This window comes from Streptomyces sp. DSM 42067 (assembly GCF_055792885.1).
This window is the reverse complement of record NZ_CM147706.1, coordinates 2,500,054-2,516,697: the sequence shown is the minus strand read 5'-3', so window position 1 is coordinate 2,516,697 and position 16,644 is coordinate 2,500,054. Positions and strand designations below refer to the sequence as shown.

At 69.8% G+C, this 16,644-nt stretch carries 18 protein-coding genes; 14 read left to right on the top strand and 4 right to left on the bottom strand.

The window, feature by feature from the left end:
- Positions 1-145 precede the first annotated feature (145 nt).
- On the top strand, positions 146-1,474 hold the full coding sequence (locus ACSMXV_RS11825) for an MFS transporter (RefSeq protein WP_473177600.1): 1,329 nt from the start codon (positions 146-148) through the stop codon (positions 1,472-1,474).
- A 133-nt stretch (positions 1,475-1,607) separates the two neighbouring features.
- Here ACSMXV_RS11825 and ACSMXV_RS11820 read toward each other — a convergent pair whose 3' ends face one another.
- Both ACSMXV_RS11820 and ACSMXV_RS11815 read right to left on the bottom strand, forming a co-directional pair.
- The gene (locus tag ACSMXV_RS11820; protein ID WP_473177599.1) at positions 1,608-2,402 is read right to left on the bottom strand and encodes an ABC transporter permease; all 795 of its coding nucleotides are present in this window, start codon (positions 2,400-2,402) and stop codon (positions 1,608-1,610) included.
- Positions 2,403-2,606: 204 nt separating this feature from the next.
- Positions 2,607-3,530 (bottom strand): ABC transporter ATP-binding protein, encoded by a 924-nt coding sequence (locus tag ACSMXV_RS11815; RefSeq protein ID WP_473177598.1) that lies wholly within the window; start codon positions 3,528-3,530, stop codon positions 2,607-2,609.
- A gap of 329 nt (positions 3,531-3,859) precedes the next feature.
- Between ACSMXV_RS11815 and ACSMXV_RS11810 the strand changes: the two genes are divergently transcribed.
- The 9 genes from ACSMXV_RS11810 to ACSMXV_RS11770 all read left to right on the top strand — a co-directional run bounded on the left by ACSMXV_RS11810 (position 3,860) and on the right by ACSMXV_RS11770 (position 10,995).
- Positions 3,860-4,639, top strand: coding sequence for a helix-turn-helix transcriptional regulator (locus tag ACSMXV_RS11810; protein ID WP_473177597.1), 780 nt, complete (start codon positions 3,860-3,862; stop codon positions 4,637-4,639).
- Positions 4,636-6,057 (top strand): Fe-S cluster assembly protein SufB, encoded by a 1,422-nt coding sequence (gene sufB / locus ACSMXV_RS11805; protein WP_443306871.1) that lies wholly within the window; start codon positions 4,636-4,638, stop codon positions 6,055-6,057. The genes ACSMXV_RS11810 and sufB overlap by 4 nt, the downstream gene beginning before the upstream one ends.
- A gap of 70 nt (positions 6,058-6,127) precedes the next feature.
- On the top strand, positions 6,128-7,312 hold the full coding sequence (sufD, locus tag ACSMXV_RS11800; protein WP_473177596.1) for a Fe-S cluster assembly protein SufD: 1,185 nt from the start codon (positions 6,128-6,130) through the stop codon (positions 7,310-7,312).
- Positions 7,309-7,638, top strand: a complete 330-nt coding sequence (locus ACSMXV_RS11795; protein WP_473177595.1) for a non-heme iron oxygenase ferredoxin subunit — start codon at positions 7,309-7,311, stop codon at positions 7,636-7,638. The genes sufD and ACSMXV_RS11795 overlap by 4 nt, the downstream gene beginning before the upstream one ends.
- Positions 7,639-7,645: 7 nt before the next feature.
- Complete coding sequence (sufC, locus tag ACSMXV_RS11790; protein WP_473177594.1) at positions 7,646-8,437, top strand: Fe-S cluster assembly ATPase SufC; 792 nt, start codon at positions 7,646-7,648, stop codon at positions 8,435-8,437.
- Positions 8,434-9,690 carry a cysteine desulfurase gene (locus tag ACSMXV_RS11785; RefSeq protein WP_473177593.1) on the top strand — a complete coding sequence of 419 codons (1,257 nt, stop codon included), beginning with the start codon at positions 8,434-8,436 and terminating at the stop codon, positions 9,688-9,690. The genes sufC and ACSMXV_RS11785 overlap by 4 nt, the downstream gene beginning before the upstream one ends.
- Before the next feature lie 13 nt (positions 9,691-9,703).
- Positions 9,704-10,162: a Fe-S cluster assembly sulfur transfer protein SufU gene (gene sufU / locus ACSMXV_RS11780; protein ID WP_067271556.1), complete on the top strand. Its 459-nt coding sequence runs from the start codon at positions 9,704-9,706 to the stop codon at positions 10,160-10,162.
- Positions 10,159-10,491, top strand: coding sequence for a metal-sulfur cluster assembly factor (locus tag ACSMXV_RS11775; protein ID WP_030403776.1), 333 nt, complete (start codon positions 10,159-10,161; stop codon positions 10,489-10,491). The genes sufU and ACSMXV_RS11775 overlap by 4 nt, the downstream gene beginning before the upstream one ends.
- Positions 10,492-10,629: 138 nt before the next feature.
- The gene (locus tag ACSMXV_RS11770; protein WP_181659281.1) at positions 10,630-10,995 is read left to right on the top strand and encodes a VOC family protein; all 366 of its coding nucleotides are present in this window, start codon (positions 10,630-10,632) and stop codon (positions 10,993-10,995) included.
- A gap of 10 nt (positions 10,996-11,005) precedes the next feature.
- Here ACSMXV_RS11770 and ACSMXV_RS11765 read toward each other — a convergent pair whose 3' ends face one another.
- Positions 11,006-12,202, bottom strand: coding sequence for a DUF7847 domain-containing protein (locus ACSMXV_RS11765; RefSeq protein WP_473177592.1), 1,197 nt, complete (start codon positions 12,200-12,202; stop codon positions 11,006-11,008).
- Positions 12,203-12,321: 119 nt separating this feature from the next.
- Here ACSMXV_RS11765 and ACSMXV_RS11760 point away from each other — a divergent pair, with 119 nt between their 5' ends.
- Both ACSMXV_RS11760 and ACSMXV_RS11755 read left to right on the top strand, forming a co-directional pair.
- Complete coding sequence (locus ACSMXV_RS11760) at positions 12,322-12,642, top strand: DMT family transporter (RefSeq protein ID WP_473177591.1); 321 nt, start codon at positions 12,322-12,324, stop codon at positions 12,640-12,642.
- On the top strand, positions 12,642-13,181 hold the full coding sequence (locus ACSMXV_RS11755; RefSeq protein ID WP_473177590.1) for a TetR/AcrR family transcriptional regulator: 540 nt from the start codon (positions 12,642-12,644) through the stop codon (positions 13,179-13,181). The genes ACSMXV_RS11760 and ACSMXV_RS11755 overlap by 1 nt, the downstream gene beginning before the upstream one ends.
- Here the strand turns inward: ACSMXV_RS11755 and ACSMXV_RS11750 are convergent.
- Positions 13,171-14,040 (bottom strand): winged helix-turn-helix transcriptional regulator, encoded by an 870-nt coding sequence (locus tag ACSMXV_RS11750; protein ID WP_473177589.1) that lies wholly within the window; start codon positions 14,038-14,040, stop codon positions 13,171-13,173. The genes ACSMXV_RS11755 and ACSMXV_RS11750 overlap by 11 nt on opposite strands.
- 166 nt (positions 14,041-14,206) lie before the next feature.
- Here ACSMXV_RS11750 and ACSMXV_RS11745 point away from each other — a divergent pair, with 166 nt between their 5' ends.
- Together ACSMXV_RS11745 and dapD are read left to right on the top strand one after the other, a co-directional pair.
- Entirely contained in the window at positions 14,207-15,493 is a 1,287-nt protein-coding gene (locus tag ACSMXV_RS11745; protein WP_473177588.1) for an MFS transporter, read from the top strand.
- Positions 15,494-15,582: 89 nt separating this feature from the next.
- Positions 15,583-16,578: a 2,3,4,5-tetrahydropyridine-2,6-dicarboxylate N-succinyltransferase gene (dapD, locus tag ACSMXV_RS11740; RefSeq protein ID WP_181659286.1), complete on the top strand. Its 996-nt coding sequence runs from the start codon at positions 15,583-15,585 to the stop codon at positions 16,576-16,578.
- Positions 16,579-16,644 lie beyond the last annotated feature (66 nt).

The following is a 16,644-nucleotide window of genomic DNA, read 5'->3' as shown; positions in this document are numbered from 1 at the left end:
TGCCCGTTACATGTTGCTCTCTGCGTAACCACGCTGATTCCATCCCGGTCACCGACAGGCCGTCCGCGTGCCGCCGGAGGGACACCGGCAGACCGTGAACCGCGGCCTGCCGTTTCCCTGCTTCCTCGCAACAGGACGTGGCCGCATGACCATCGACGCTCAGGTTCCCGCCACCAGCCCCTCCGCCCCGCCGCGCTCACGCGCACTGACGTGGGCGGTCGTCGCCCTGTGCACGGCGGCGATCACCGTGGAGGGCTTCGACCTCATCGTCTACGGCGTGGCGCTGCCCGCGATGCTCGGTGACGGCTCACTGGGGCTCGACAAATCCCTCGCCGGCACCCTCGGCAGCCTCGCGTATGCGGGCATGCTCATCGGCGCCCTGATCTGCGGGCCGCTCGCCGACAGGCTCGGCAGGCGCCGTCTCCTGCTGGCCTCGGGCACCGTCTTCACCGTGTTCACGGTGGCCTGCGCGCTCGCCGCGCAGCCCTGGCAGTTCGGCCTGTTCCGGCTGCTCGCGGGCATCGGCATGGGCGGTGTGATGCCGTCGTGTGTGGCGCTGAGCAAGGAGTATGCGCCGCGCGGCCGTTCCGCGCTGGTGGCGACCGTGGTGCTCGCCGGGATCCCCGTCGGCGGGGTCCTGGCCGCGCTGACCGCGACTGTCTGGGGTGAAGGCCTGGGCTGGCGTGGTCTGTTCGGCGTCGGCGGTGCCCTGTCGGTGATCGTGTTCGCCGTCGCGTACTACCTGCTGCCGGATTCCCGGCCTGGGGCCCGGCCCGCCGCCGCGGTCATGCACGAGCCCGCGCGCGAAGCCGCCGACGAGGCCGTCCGCGAGGGCGCACGCGAATCCGCCGACGAGGCTGCGCGCGAGGCCGCCCGCGACGGCGAGGCGGCCGGTGTCCGGACCGTGCTCTCCAGCGCATACGCCCGGCACACCATCCTGTTCACCGTCGCCAACTTCGCGGTTCTGCTGGCCTGGTACGGCCTCAACACCTGGCTCACCCAGCTGATGCGCGAGATGGACTACCCGCTCGGCTCTGCCCTGCGCTTCACGCTGGTCCTCAACCTCGGTGCCGTCGTCGGCTCGTTCGCGCTCGCCGTCCTCGCCGACCGGATCGGACCGCGACTGGTCACCGCCGGCAGCGCCGTGCTCGCCGCGGTCGCCGTCCTTGCCCTGTCGCAGGGCGGCAGCACGGGCGTGATCCTCGGCGTCACCGCGCTCGCCGGCGTCGGCGCGCAGTCGGCGCTGACGATGCTCAACGACTGGGTCGCATCCAGCTATCCGGCGTCGGCCCGCGCCACCGCGCTGGGCTGCGTCTCCGGCTTCGGGCGTGGCGGCGCGATCGTGGCACCGCTGCTGGGTGGGTGGATTCTGGACGCCGCATTGGGGCCGGCCACGGTGTTCTACGTGTTCGCTGCAGCCGCGCTTGTCTGCGCCGTCGCTCTGCTGGCGATCCCGGCCGCCCGTCGACGCTGATGCTCTTTCCCCCAGTCCCGCCCCTTCCCGTAACCAGGGGGCTCCGCCCCCTGGACCCCCGGGATCGCCCTTCGGGCTCGTCCTCAAACGCCGGACGGGCTGAAAGAGTCACTCACCGGACGGGCAGAAAGGGTCACTCCCAGCGGAAGAACTTCCCCGCCGCCCCCAGCCCGACGACCGCCCACACCGCCAGGATCCCAAGGTCGCCCCACGGCATCCCGGCCCCGTGCTGAAGCACATCCCGCAGCCCGTCCGACAGAGCCGAGATCGGCAGCAGGCCGAGCACCGACTGCATGGCGTCCGGGAACTTGTCGAGCGGGACGATCACGCCGCCGCCGACCAGCAGCAGCAGGAAGACCAGGTTGGCGGCGGCCAGGGTCGCCTCCGCCTTCAGCGTGCCCGCCATCAGCAGGCCGAGGCCGGAGAAGGCCGCCGTGCCCAGGATCAGCAGGAGCAGTACGGCGAGGGGGTTGCCCTGCGGCGACCAGCCCAGCGAGACGGCGATCACCGTCAGCAGGACCACCTGCAACACCTCGGTGACCAGCACGGACAAGGTCTTCGCGGCCATCAGTCCCCAACGCGGCAACGGCGACGTACCGAGCCGCTTCAGGACGCCGTACCGCCGCTCGAATCCGGTCGCGATCGCCTGCCCGGTGAACGCCGTCGACATCACCGCGAGCGCGAGGACACCGGGTGCCAGGAAGTCCACGGCCTTGCCGTCGCCAGTGTCGACGATGTCGACCGTGCTGAAGAGGACGAGGAGCAGCGTCGGAATGACGACGGTGAGCAGCAGCTGCTCACCGTTGCGCAGCAGCATCTTCGTCTCGAGCGCAGCCTGGGCCGCGATCATCCGCGGCAGCGAAGCCGCTCCGGGCCTCGGGGCGTACGTACCGGCGCTCGTCGCCCGCGCTTCGGTTCCGGCGCTCATCCGCGCAGCTCCTTGCCTGTCAGCTCGAGGCTGTGCTTTCCCGGGGGGCGCTGTGCCCCATTGCGGCTGTGCCGCGGGCCGGACCCCCGGCCGAGAGGGTCGTGGCTCCGCGTCATGAGCGCAGCTCCTTACCGGTCAGCTCCAGGCTGTGTCTCCCCGGGGGGCAACCCCCGGACCCCCGGCCGAGAGGGTCGTGGCTCCGCGTCATGAGCGCAGCTCCTTACCGGTCAGCTCCAGAAAAACGTCTTCGAGGGTGTGCCGCTCCACCGAGATCTTCTCCGGCATCACGCCGTGCTGGGCGCACCAGGACGTGACGGTGGCCAGCAGCTGCGGGTCGACCTTGCCGGACACGCGGTACGCACCCGGGGTCAGCTCGGCCGCGGCGCAGTCCGACGGGAGAGCCTTGAGCAGCGAAGCGATGTCGAGGCCCGGGCGCCCGGTGAACCGCAGGGTGTTCTCGGCCCCTCCGCGGCAGAGCTCCTCGGGGGAGCCCTGCGCGATGACCTTCCCGGCGTCGATGATCGCGACGTCGTCGGCCAGCTGCTCGGCCTCGTCCATGTAGTGGGTGGTCAGGATGACCGAGACGCCGTCGGCACGCAGATCGCGTACGAGGTCCCAGGTGGCGCGGCGAGCCTGCGGGTCGAGGCCGGCGGTCGGCTCGTCGAGGAAGACCAGTTCGGGGCGGCCGACGACGGCCATGGCGAGCGCGAGCCGCTGCTGCTGCCCGCCGGACAGCCTCCGGTACGTCGTACGGCCGCAGCTGCCGAGCCCGAGCCGCTCGATGAGCGCGTCCACGTCCAGCGGCTGCGCGTGCAGCTTCGCGACATGGCGCAGCATCTCGTCGGCACGAGCGCCCGAGTACACCCCGCCGGACTGGAGCATCACACCTATCCGAGGCCGCAGCTCGGCGGCCTGCCGCACGGGGTCGAGGCCGAGGACGCGGACCGTTCCGGCGTCCGGCCTGCGATAGCCCTCGCAGGTCTCGACGGTGCTGGTCTTGCCGGCGCCGTTCGGGCCGAGAACCGCGGTGATGCCGGGCGCAGCCGTGAGGTCGAGTCCGTCGACCGCGGTCTTCGCACCGTAGCGCTTCACCAGGCCGTGGACCTGGACGACGGGCTCTACTCGCATGGCGGGAAGTCTAGGGAGTGACGCGCGGGTGCTCGGTGGGCGGGGTCGGGTCCGCCCGTCCCGGGCCGGTCTCGTTCCGGCTCACGGAGGCCTGCCTCGACGCCCGGGATCCACCGGGGAGAGAGGCCGTGCCACGCGCCTACTGCGCTGGTCGGAGGCGGTTTTGTCACGTTTCGCGAGTGTGCGCGACGGGGCCGGTGGACGCCTCGGTTTGATCGATCGGTGATCATTTCCGCAGGTCAGCTTAGGTAGACCTAAGTGACGCACCGCACCGTGGGTGATCCGGATGCCGCTTGTCAGGCTCTCGGGAATTACGCAACAATGGCGTTGTGAAAAACGGCACGCGATCGACTGAGCCTCCGCAGGAGGAACTCGCAACCGGGGAGCGGTCCACCCGCAACCGGGTCGCGCGCTCCATCCTGGATCACGGGCCCTCGACCGTGGCCGACCTCGCCGGGCGACTCGGCCTCACGCAGGCGGCGGTGCGCCGCCACCTCGACGCACTCGTCGCCGACGACGTCGTCGAGGCGCGTGAGCAGCGGGTCTACGGCGCGCGTACGCGCGGGCGGCCGGCCAAGGTGTTCGCGCTGACGGACTGCGGCCGGGACGCCTTCGACCAGTCGTACGACAAGCTCGCGGTGGAGGCGCTGCGCTGGATCGAGCGGAACGCGGGAGGCCAGGCGGCAGTCGTGGCCTTCGCCCGGGCCAGGCTCGCGGCGCAGGCCGAGGCCTACCGCAAGGCCGTCGACGCGGCGGCCCCGGAGGAGCGCACCGAGGCTCTGGCCAAGGCCTTGAGCGTCGACGGGTACGCTGCTACGGCGCGGAGCGCACCCGGTCGGGCCAACGGCGAGCAGCTGTGCCAGCACCACTGCCCGGTGGCCCACGTCGCGGAGCAGTACCCGCAGCTGTGCGAGGCGGAGACCGAGGTCTTCTCCCAGCTGCTCGGGACGCACGTCCAGCGGCTGGCCACCATCGCCCACGGTGACGGCGTCTGCACGACGTTCATCCCGCGGAGCGACCCAGCAGGGCACACCGAGGGACAGAGCCCGCACACCCCACAGACCACGAACAACCCATCTGCAAGCACGGCCGGGAGGAACCCCGCATGACTCTCCCCACGGAGACTGCTCACCCTGAGCTCGAGGGCCTGGGCAACTACGAATTCGGCTGGGCCGACTCCGACGAGGCCGGTGCCTCTGCCAAGCGCGGCCTGAACGAGGACGTCGTCCGGGACATCTCCGCGAAGAAGTCCGAGCCGGAGTGGATGACCAAGCTCCGCCTCAAGGGCCTGCGGCTCTTCGAGAAGAAGCCCATGCCGACCTGGGGCTCGGACCTGTCGGGCATCGACTTCGACAACATCAAGTACTTCGTGCGCTCCACGGAGAAGCAGGCGGAGTCCTGGGAGGACCTGCCCGAGGACATCAAGAACACGTACGACAAGCTCGGCATCCCCGAGGCGGAGAAGCAGCGCCTCGTCGCCGGTGTCGCGGCCCAGTACGAGTCCGAGGTCGTCTACCACCAGATCCGCGAGGACCTGGAGGAGCAGGGCGTCATCTTCCTCGACACCGACACGGCGCTGAAGGAGCACCCGGAGCTCTTCAAGGAGTACTTCGGCACCGTCATCCCGGTCGGCGACAACAAGTTCGCCTCGCTGAACTCGGCCGTGTGGTCCGGCGGCTCCTTCATCTACGTGCCGAAGGGCGTGCACGTGGAGATCCCGCTCCAGGCCTACTTCCGCATCAACACGGAGAACATGGGCCAGTTCGAGCGGACCCTGATCATCGTCGACGAGGGTGCCTACGTGCACTACGTCGAGGGTTGTACGGCCCCGATCTACAAGTCGGACTCGCTGCACTCCGCAGTCGTCGAGATCATCGTCAAGAAGAACGCCCGCTGCCGTTACACGACCATCCAGAACTGGTCGAACAACGTCTACAACCTGGTCACCAAGCGCGCCGTGGCGTACGAGGGCGCGACCATGGAGTGGATCGACGGCAACATCGGCTCCAAGGTCACGATGAAGTACCCGGCCGTGTACCTGATGGGCGAGCACGCCAAGGGCGAGACCCTGTCCATCGCCTTCGCGGGCGAGGGCCAGCACCAGGACGCCGGCTCCAAGATGGTCCACATGGCGCCGAACACCTCGTCCAACATCGTCTCCAAGTCGGTGGCGCGCGGCGGCGGCCGTACCTCCTACCGCGGCCTGGTCGAGATCGGCGAGGGCGCCGCGGGCTCGAAGTCCAACGTGCTCTGTGACGCGCTGCTGGTCGACACCATCTCGCGCTCCGACACCTACCCGTACGTCGACGTCCGCGAGGACGACGTGTCCATGGGCCACGAGGCCACCGTCTCCAAGGTCTCCGAGGACCAGCTCTTCTACCTGATGAGCCGCGGTCTCTCCGAGTTCGAGGCGATGGCGATGATCGTGCGCGGCTTCGTCGAGCCGATCGCCAAGGAGCTGCCCATGGAGTACGCGCTGGAGCTCAACCGGCTGATCGAGCTGCAGATGGAGGGCGCGGTCGGCTGACTCGCCGGCCCCGCTCCCCGCACAGCAGCCTGAAGACTTATTGACGTAGGAAGAGAGCACAACGACAGCCATGGCTGAGGCTCAGAACATTCCGGTGGGGTCCACCACCGCCGGGTCCATCGCGGTGGCCGCCGAGTCGACCGTCGCCACGCGCATGAGCGCGCCCCCGTCCTTCGACGTGGCGGACTTCCCCGTGCCGCACGGCCGCGAGGAGGAGTGGCGCTTCACGCCGCTGGAGCGGCTGCGCGGGCTGCACGACGGCACCGCGGTCGCCAACGGAACCGGTGTGAAGGTCGAGGTCGAGGCCCCCGAGGGCGTCACCGTCGAGACCGTCGGGCGCGACGACGCCCGGCTCGGCAAGGCGGGCACCCCGGTGGACCGCATCGCCGCCCAGGCATACTCGTCCTTCGAGAAGGCCTCGGTCGTGACCGTCCCCAAGGAGAAGGTCCTCGAGACCCCGATCCGTATCGCCGTGCACGGCGAGGGCGGGGTCGCCTTCGGCCACCAGGTGATCGAGCTGGGCAACTTCGCCGAGGCCGTCGTCGTCATCGACCACACCGGTGACGCCGTGCTCGCCGCCAACGTCGACTACATCCTGGGTGACGGCGCCAAGCTCACCGTCGTCTCCATCCAGGACTGGGACGAGAAGGCCGTGCACGTCGCCCAGCACAACACGCTGGTCGGCCGGGACGCGACCTTCAAGTCCGTGGTCGTCACCTTCGGCGGCGACCTCGTCCGTCTCCACCCGCGCGTGCAGTACGCGGGCACCGGTGGCGAGGCCGAGCTGTTCGGCCTGTACTTCACCGACAAGGGCCAGCACCAGGAGCACCGCCTCCTGGTCGACCACAACACGCCGCACTGCAAGTCCAACGTCGCCTACAAGGGCGCGCTCCAGGGCGACGACGCGCACGCGGTGTGGATCGGCGACGTCCTCATCGAGGCCAAGGCCGAGGGCACGGACACGTACGAGATGAACCGCAACCTGGTTCTGACCGACGGCGCCCGCGTCGACTCCGTCCCGAACCTGGAGATCGAGACCGGCGAGATCGTCGGCGCCGGCCACGCGAGCGCCACCGGCCGCTTCGACGACGAGCAGCTCTTCTACCTGATGGCCCGCGGCATCCCGGAGCAGGACGCCCGCCGCCTCGTCGTCCGCGGCTTCTTCGCCGAGCTGGTCCAGCAGATCGGTGTCGCCGACATCGAGGAGCGCCTCATCGCGAAGATCGAGGAAGAGCTGGAGGCGGCGGTCGGATGACTGACCCGTCGAAGTTCGTACGCGTCTGCGGCCTGAGCGAGCTGGAGCATGACACCCCGAAGCGGGTGGACATCGACGGCACGCCGGTCTCGGTCGTCCGTACAGAGGGCGAGGTGTTCGCGATCTACGACATCTGCTCGCACGCGAACGTCTCCCTCTCCGAGGGCGAGGTGGAGGACTGCCAGATCGAGTGCTGGCTGCACGGCTCCAGCTTCGACCTCCGTACCGGCAAGCCGTCCGGACTGCCCGCGACGCGCCCTGTCCCCGTATACCCCGTAAAGATCGAAGGGGACGATGTTCTCGTCTCCCTCACCCAGGAGTCCTGAGGCACCCATGGCAACGCTTGAAATCCGAGACCTGCACGTCACCGTCGAGGCCGACAACTCCACCAAGGAGATCCTCAAGGGCGTCGACCTGACCGTGAAGCAGGGCGAGACGCACGCCATCATGGGCCCCAACGGCTCGGGCAAGTCGACCCTCGCCTACTCGCTCGCCGGTCACCCGAAGTACACGATCACCAGCGGCACCGTCACCCTCGACGGCGAGGACGTCCTCGAGATGTCCGTCGACGAGCGCGCCCGCGCCGGCCTGTTCCTCGCCATGCAGTACCCGGTCGAGGTCCCCGGCGTCTCGGTCTCCAACTTCCTGCGCACCTCCGCCACCGCCATCCGCGGCGAGGCCCCCAAGCTGCGCACCTGGGTGAAGGAGGTCAAGGAGGCCATGGAGCGCCTCTCGATCGACCCCTCCTTCGCCGAGCGCAACGTCAACGAGGGCTTCTCCGGCGGTGAGAAGAAGCGCCACGAGATCCTTCAGCTGGAGCTGCTCAAGCCGAAGGTCGCCATCCTCGACGAGACCGACTCCGGCCTCGACGTCGACGCCCTGCGCGTCGTGTCCGAGGGCGTCAACCGCGTCCGCGAGACCGGTGAGGTCGGCACCCTGCTGATCACGCACTACACGCGGATCCTCCGCTACATCAAGCCCGACTACGTCCACGTCTTCTCGGCCGGCCGCATCGTCGAGTCCGGCGGCGCCGAGCTCGCCGACAAGCTGGAGAACGAGGGCTACGAGGCATACACGAAGGGTGGCCCCGTGACCGGAGGGAACTCAAAGGAGGAAGTCGCGTGACACAGCTGCCGGGCCTCCTCGACACCGAGGCGATCCGCAAGGACTTCCCGATCCTGGACCGCCTGGTCCACGACGGTAAGAAGCTCGTGTACCTGGACAACGCGGCGACTTCGCAGAAGCCGCGCCAGGTGCTCGACGTGCTCAACGCCTACTACGAGCGGTACAACGCCAACGTCCACCGCGGCGTGCACGTTCTCGCGGAGGAGGCCACGGCGGAGTACGAGGGCGCGCGCGACAAGGTCGCCGCGTTCATCAACGCGCCGAGCCGCGACGAGGTGATCTTCACCAAGAACGCCTCCGAGTCGCTCAACCTCGTGGCCAACATGCTGGGCTGGGCCGACGAGCCCTACAGGGTCGACCGCGAGACCGAGATCGTCATCACCGAGATGGAGCACCACTCCAACATCGTTCCGTGGCAGCTGCTGTCGCAGCGCACCGGCGCGAAGCTGAAGTGGTTCGGCCTCACGGACGACGGCCGTCTCGACCTCTCCAACATCGAAGAGATCATCACGGAGAAGACGAAGATCGTCTCGTTCGTGCTGGTCTCCAACATCCTGGGCACGGTCAACCCGGTCGAGGCCATCGTGCGCCGCGCCCAGGAGGTCGGTGCGCTGGTGCTGATCGACGCCTCGCAGGCGGCGCCCCACATGCCCCTCGACGTCCAGGCCCTCCAGGCCGACTTCGTGGCCTTCACCGGCCACAAGATGTGCGGTCCGACGGGCATCGGCGTCCTGTGGGGACGGCAGGAGCTCCTCGAGGACCTGCCTCCGTTCCTCGGCGGCGGCGAGATGATCGAGACCGTCTCGATGCACTCGTCGACGTACGCCCCGGCGCCGCACAAGTTCGAGGCGGGCACCCCGCCGATCGCGCAGGCGGTCGGTCTGGGCGCGGCCATCGACTACCTGACCTCCATCGGCATGGAGAACATCGCAGCCCACGAGCACGCGCTCACGGAGTACGCGGTGCAGCGCCTGCGCGAGGTCCCCGACCTCAGGATCATCGGCCCGACCACGGCTGAGGACCGGGGCGCCGCGATCTCCTTCACGCTCGGCGACATACACCCCCACGACGTGGGCCAGGTCCTCGACGAGCAGGGCATCGCGGTACGCGTGGGTCATCACTGCGCCCGCCCGGTGTGCCTGCGGTACGGAATTCCTGCGACCACGCGAGCGTCGTTCTATCTGTACTCCACGCCGGCCGAGATCGACGCTCTGGTCGACGGCCTGGAGCACGTACGGAACTTCTTCGGCTGAGGGGCTGCTGCCAGTGAAGCTTGATTCGATGTACCAGGACGTCATCCTGGACCACTACAAGCACCCGCACGGGCGGGGCTTGCGGGATGGCGATGCCGAGGTGCACCACGTCAACCCGACCTGCGGCGACGAGATCACGCTGCGCGTCAAGTACGACGGGGAGCGGATCGAGGACATCAGTTACGAGGGTCAGGGCTGCTCGATCAGCCAGGCGTCGGCCTCCGTGCTGAACGATCTGCTCGTCGGCAAGGAGCTTGCCGAGGCGCAGAAGATCCAGGGCGTCTTCCTGGAGCTGATGCAGTCCAAGGGCCGCATCGAGCCGGACGACGCGATGGAGGAGATCCTGGAGGACGCGGTCGCGTTCGCCGGGGTCTCGAAGTACCCCGCCCGAGTGAAGTGCGCGCTGCTCAGCTGGATGGCGTGGAAGGACGCGACGGCCCAGGCCTTCGCGGAGGAGGCGAAGACCGCATGAGCGAGACCGTTGAGATGAAGCCGGCCTCGGAGGAAGAGCTCCGTGAGGCCCTGATGGACGTCGTCGACCCCGAGTTGGGCATCGACGTCGTCAACCTCGGCCTGATCTACGGCATCCATGTCGACGACGCGAACATCGCCACCGTCGACATGACGCTGACGTCCGCGGCCTGCCCGCTGACCGACGTCATCGAGGACCAGGCGAAGTCGGCGACGGACGGCCTCGTCAGCGAGCTCCGTATCAACTGGGTCTGGATGCCGCCGTGGGGCCCGGACAAGATCACGGACGACGGGCGGGAGCAGCTTCGGGCGCTGGGGTTCAACGTCTGAGCGCCTGAACGTCTGAGGACCGAGGACCGCGCCCGGTCATGCTTGTCGAACGGCCCCTGTGCACACCGCACAGGGGCCGTTCGGGTGTACGGGTCCCGGCGATGGTGGCGGGAGAGCAGATCGGGGAGACTGCCGGACATGGCTGTTTCTCTGTACCACCTGGTGGTCGACACACACGATCTGCCGGCGCTGGCCCGCTTCTGGTGCCAGGTTCTGGACTGGCGCGTGCTCTTCGAGGACAAGGACGAGATCGTCATCGGGGCGGACGAGCACGCGATGCCCGGGATGTGCTTCCTACCGGTCCCCGAAAAGAAGACCGTCAAGAACCGGCTGCACATCGACCTGACCCCCGACGACCAGGCCGCCGAGGTCGAACGCATCATCGCGCTCGGGGCGCGCCGAGTGGACGTCGGCCAGGGCGAGGACGCCACCTGGGTGGTCCTCGCCGATCCCGAGGGCAACGAATTCTGCGTCCTGCGGCCCAAGAAGTCGCTGATCGACTGAGTGCGCGAGGTTACGACGACGGGGGTGCGGCTGTCGCCGTGGCTGCGGCTGTGGCTGCCGCTTCGGCCAGTGTGGGAGCCAGGCCCTCCTTGCGGATGCGCTGGTCGACGTAGAGCAGGCCGGTGACGAGGGGCGGGAAGGTGGTCTGGATGATGTACCCGATCAGCTGGGCCACGAGGGCGATCACGATGTAGACGGAGAAGACCGACAGCACCTCCGACGGCTCCGGCTCGGGACCGAGGCTCGCCGCACCCGCCATGGCGGGGAACATGCCGACGAAACTGAGCCCCTGCTGGATCACCCCGGCGATGAGCGCGGCCAGCACGTAAGCCAGCAGCGAGATGCCGAAGACGGGCCACCACCGGCCGCGCACCAGCTCCGAGGAGCGGCGCAGCGCCCGGACGGGCCCCTGCTTCTCCAGCACGACGGCCGCGGGAGCCAGGCTGAACTTCACCCAGAGCCACACTGCCGGCACGGCTGTCACCAGGGCGCCGAGCAGGCCGATCGCCACGAGCGCGCCTCCGCCTCCGCCCTCGCCGGAGCCGAGCAGCGACACGCCGATCAGGGCGCTCGCGAAGGCGATCATCAGCAGGACGGCCGGCACCGCGACGATCAGCCCTGTGAGCAGCGCGGTGCCGATCAGCGCGGGCACCCGGGGCAGGGCCTGCCGCCACACGGAGCCGAAGCCGGCGGGGCCGCCCACGACCGCGTTCTTGAGTACGGTGAACATGCCGCCCTGCACCAGCGCCGCGGCGAGGACGTACCCCACCAGGGCGACCAGGCCGACGCACACGAGGGCGACCACGAGCGGTTGGATCTGGTCCCATTCCGGATCCTGGCCGGCCGGCAGGTCGACCAGCTCGTAGACCGCGTCGTTGACGGCGAAGTAGGCGATGACCGCGGCGCAGACGACGAGTACGCTGCACGCCCCGAACACCGCCGCCGGCAGGCCGATGACCGGCTTCTTGTACCGCCCCATGGTGGCGAAAGCCCCGCTGAGGATGTCGCCGACGGTGAGCGGTCGCAGCGGGATCACGCCTGGATTCGGCGGTGGCGGCGCCCAGCCGCCCCAGCCCGGCGTTCCGGGAGCCCCCGGCGCGCCGCCGTACGGACTGCCGCCGTATGGACCGCTGCCGTACGGACCGCCGCCGTACGGACCTCCCGCGTGCGGTCCGCCGTACGGGCCCGCTCCCATGTTGTCCGACATGCCCCGCCCCTGAGTCTGTTCCCGCCCCATCTGACCGGAACACGGTAGCGGGCCAGGACATGCCAAGAACACGAGCCTGCTGTGTACGGCCGTACACATCGTTGTGTACGCTTGTCCACATGGGATATGGACTGCTGGCCGCGGCCATCGCGGCCGAGGTGGCCGGCACCACGGCGATGAAGTACAGCGAGGGGTTCAGCAGGCTGTGGCCGTCGCTCGCCACCGTGGCCGGATACCTCGTCGCCTTCGCCCTGCTGGCGCAGACGCTCAAGACGCTCGAGGTCGGCACGGCGTATGCCATCTGGGCCGGCGTCGGAACCGCTGTGATCGCCGCGATCGGCATGGTGTTCCTGGGCGAGACCATGACCGCGGCCAAGGTGGCGGGCATCGTGCTGGTCATCGCCGGAGTCGTGCTGCTCAATCTCGGCGGGGCCCACTGATGGCGGCGCGGCGCTACGACCCCGAGCGGCGGCAGCGCATCATCGACGCCGCGATCAGAGTGGTCGGCGAGAAGGGCATCGCAGGGCTCAGTCACCGGTCCGTCGCAGCCGAGGCCGATGTGCCGCTCGGCTCCACCACGTACCACTTCAGGACCCTGGACGAGCTCATGGTCGCCGCCCTGCGCCAGGCCAACGAGGGCTTCGCCAAGGTGGTCCGCAGCCGGGGCGCGCTCGAGGACCGGCGAGTCGACCTCGCCGGTGAACTCGCCGGGCTGATGGGGGAGTGGCTCGCGGGCGAGCGCACGGGCGTCGAGCTCGAGTACGAGCTGTATCTCGCCGCGCTCCGCCGCCCGGCGCTGCGGCCCGTCGCCGCCGAGTGGTGCCAGGACCTCGCCGAACTGATCGCCGACCGTACGGATCCGGTCACGGCGCGGGCGCTTGTCGCGCTGATGGACGGCATCTGTCTGCAGGTGCTGCTGACGGGCGCGGAGTACGACGAGGCGTATGCGCGGGAGATGCTGGCGCGGCTCATTCCCTGACGGCGGCGAGGGCCGCGGCGACGCTCGCGGTGATGTCCGTGACCGGATAGAAGACCTCCCGGACGGTCCGGTCCCGGTCGACGATCAGGGTGAGGCGCTTCAGCCGGCTCACGCCTGCCGCGCGGAACGTCGGCAGGCGCAGAGCAGCTGTCAGCGTCAGATCCGCGTCGGAGAGCAGTGGGAAGCGCAGCCGCTCGGCGTCGGCGAACCCACGCTGCTCGTCCGGGCGTTGGGTGGAGACGCCGTGCACGGTCGCGCCCGCCGCGGTGAACTCGGCGAGCCGGTCCCGGTAGGTGCAGGACTCCAGGGTGCAGCCGGGCGCGCCGGGGATCTCGGACCAGCCGGGCGGATAGGCGTCGCTGCGGGCGTAGGCGCCGGGGAAGAAGTACAGGACGGTGTACGAAGTGTCCGCCACCGGGTCGCGCAACGCGCCGTGCTGATCGGTGAGTTGGAGTTCCGGCAGGCGCGTGCCGCGCAGGCCGTGGATCCGCTTGGCCTCCCTGGATGCCTCCGCCGCCGTCGCGGTCGTCTCCCCCTCGCCCAGAAGCCAGGTGTCTCCCCAGTCCTGCAGGGCGATCAGGACGGGCAGCAGGGCGCGGCCGCGTGGCGTGAGGCGGTACTCGTGGCGTACGGGTCGTTCCTGGTACGGCATGCGCGCGAGGACTTCCGCATCCACCAGCAGATTGAGCCGTTCCGTCAGCACCTTCCGGGACAGGCCCAGTTCGCGCTGCAGATCGTCGAAGCGGTGCACCCCGCGGGCCGTGTCGCGCACGATCAGCAGGGTCCACCAGTCGCCGACGACGTCCAGGGCCTGTGCGATGGCGCAGTCCGCGTCGCCGAGAGTGGTCCGACGGGGCATGGTCCTGAATCCCTTCGCCGGTGGGGGTGTTGACCCGATTGACCCGAGACTGCCACGCTGCCATAGTCAGTTCCCAAAAGGAACTCACTGGAGCGTACAGGGGATCCGGGCCGACGAAGTAGCTGGTCTTGCCGATCCCGCCGATCTCGCTGGTTCCGCTGACACCGTGCTGGAGGCAGTCGCCGTGCAGGCGTTCAAGGACGTACCACGCACCGTATGGCTGCTGGCCGGCGGCGTGTTCTTCAACTCCCTCGTCAGCGTCACCTTCGTCTACCTCTTCCTGTATCTGACCGGTCCGCGCGGCCTGGGAATCGGCGAGGCCGGCGTCATCAGCGGCATCGGCGGAGTCGGCGTCGTCCTCGGCAACTTCACCGGCGGCTGGTTCGGCGACCGCTTCGGTCACCGGCGCGTACTGGTCGTCGCCGCCACCCTGGCAGGCGTGCTGCTCGCGGCGCTGCCCGTGCTGCCGACGGCCGCCCTGTACGTCACGCTGCCGCTGTCCGAGTACGCCACCGGAGTCGTGCGCGCCGCCAACTCCGCGCTCGTCGCGGTCATCGTCCCCGAAGGCGCCCGCCGCCAGGCGTTCGCCGTGATCCGTGCCGCGGGCAACGGCGGCTTCACCATCGGGCCGCCGCTGGGCGCGCTCGTCGCCACCCAGATCTCGTACGACTGGCTCTTCGTCGCCGACGGTCTCGGCACCCTCTTCTTCGCGTGCTGGACGGCCCGCGTCGTCCCCGCACGCGGTGCCACACGGGCGAACGGGGCAGGCGCCGGAGAGCTCTGGCCGGAGCTACGGGCACGCCCCGCCGTGCTGGTGCTGCTCGCCTCGATCCTCGTCATCGACCTGGTCTACCGGCAGCAGTACTCGACCTTCCCCCTCTTCCTCGCCGACCACGGCATGGACGCCCGCGTCTACGGCGCCCTGCTGGCCGTCAACGGAGGCGTCATCCTCTGCCTGGAACTGCCCGCCGCCCTCGCGCTGCGCCGCCGGTCGCCACTGGGCATCGTCGGCACCGGGCTGCTCCTCGTCGCCGCCGGCTATGCCGCGCTCCTGCTCGGCGCCGGCCTGGGCACGGCCATCGCGATGATGGCGCTGCTCACGCTGGGCGAGGTCCTGTACAAGTCGACCGCCACGGCATACGTCGCCGACCAGGCCCCCGCACACGTCCAGGGCCGCTTCCAGTCGCTGTACGCGGGCGCGTCGATCAGCGGCATGGTCCTCGCGGCGCCCCTCGGCGGCGCGCTCTACCAGGCGGCGCCCGGCGCGCTGTGGCCCGTCTGCACGGTGCTAGGCGCGCTCGCGGGAGTGGCGGTCCTGGGGGCGGGGCTGAAGCGGGGTGGCGAGCTGGGGGCGCCCGGGAACGTACGGAACGACATACCGGACGACGTGCCGAATGACGTACCGCATGACGTACCGAATGGCGCTGCGGCCGATGCACGGCCGACCAGGTGATCATGGCGCACGCGTCCGTCCCGCCCGGCACCTGAGACGCCGGGTCCACCGGTTCGCCTCCCCGGCCCCCCGCCGGTTAGGTTTCTGGCATGACCGACACGACTGCTACTGCACCTCGCACCACCGGCGCCGTCGCCGCCGGCCTCGCCACCGTCACCGCCGACGGCACCGTTCTCGACACCTGGTTCCCCGCGCCCGAGCTGTCCGACGAGCCCGGCCCGGCCGGCACCGAGCGGCTGAGCGCCGAGCGCGCCGTGGAGCTGCTCGGCGAGGGCGCCGCCAAGGCCATCGGCCCCGACGCCCGCCGCGGTGTCGAGGTCGTCGCGGTCCGTACGGTCATCGCGTCCCTCGACGACAAGCCGCTGGACGCCCATGACGTGTACCTGCGTCTGCACCTGCTCTCGCACCGCCTGGTGAAGCCGCACGGCCAGAGCCTGGACGGCATGTTCGGCTTCCTCGCCAACGTCGCCTGGACCTCGCTCGGCCCGGTCGCCGTCGACGACCTCGAGAAGGTCCGGCTGAACGCCCGCGCCGAGGGCCTGCACCTCCAGGTGACCAGCATCGACAAGTTCCCGCGCATGACGGACTACGTCGCGCCCAAGGGCGTCCGTATCGCCGACGCCGACCGTGTGCGGCTCGGCGCGCACCTCGCCGAGGGCACCACCGTGATGCACGAGGGCTTCGTGAACTTCAACGCGGGCACGCTCGGCACGTCGATGGTCGAGGGCCGCATCTCGGCCGGCGTCGTCGTCGGCGACGGCTCCGACATCGGCGGCGGCGCCTCCACCATGGGCACCCTGTCCGGCGGCGGCAACGTGATCATCTCGATCGGCGAGCGCTGCCTCATCGGCGCCGAGGCGGGCGTCGGCATCGCGCTCGGCGACGAGTGCGTGGTCGAGGCCGGTCTGTACGTCACGGCCGGTACGCGCGTGACGATGCCCGACGGCCAGATCGTCAAGGCCCGCGAGCTGTCCGGCGCCTCCCACATCCTCTTCCGCCGCAACTCGGTGACCGGCGCCGTCGAGGCCCGCCCGAACAATGCGGTGTGGGGCGGCCTCAACGAGGTGCTCCACAGCCACAACTGAGCCTCCGGGGCCCGGACGTTCCCACGTCCCCGGCGGGCGGCCCGCACCGAATTCCGGTGCGGGCCG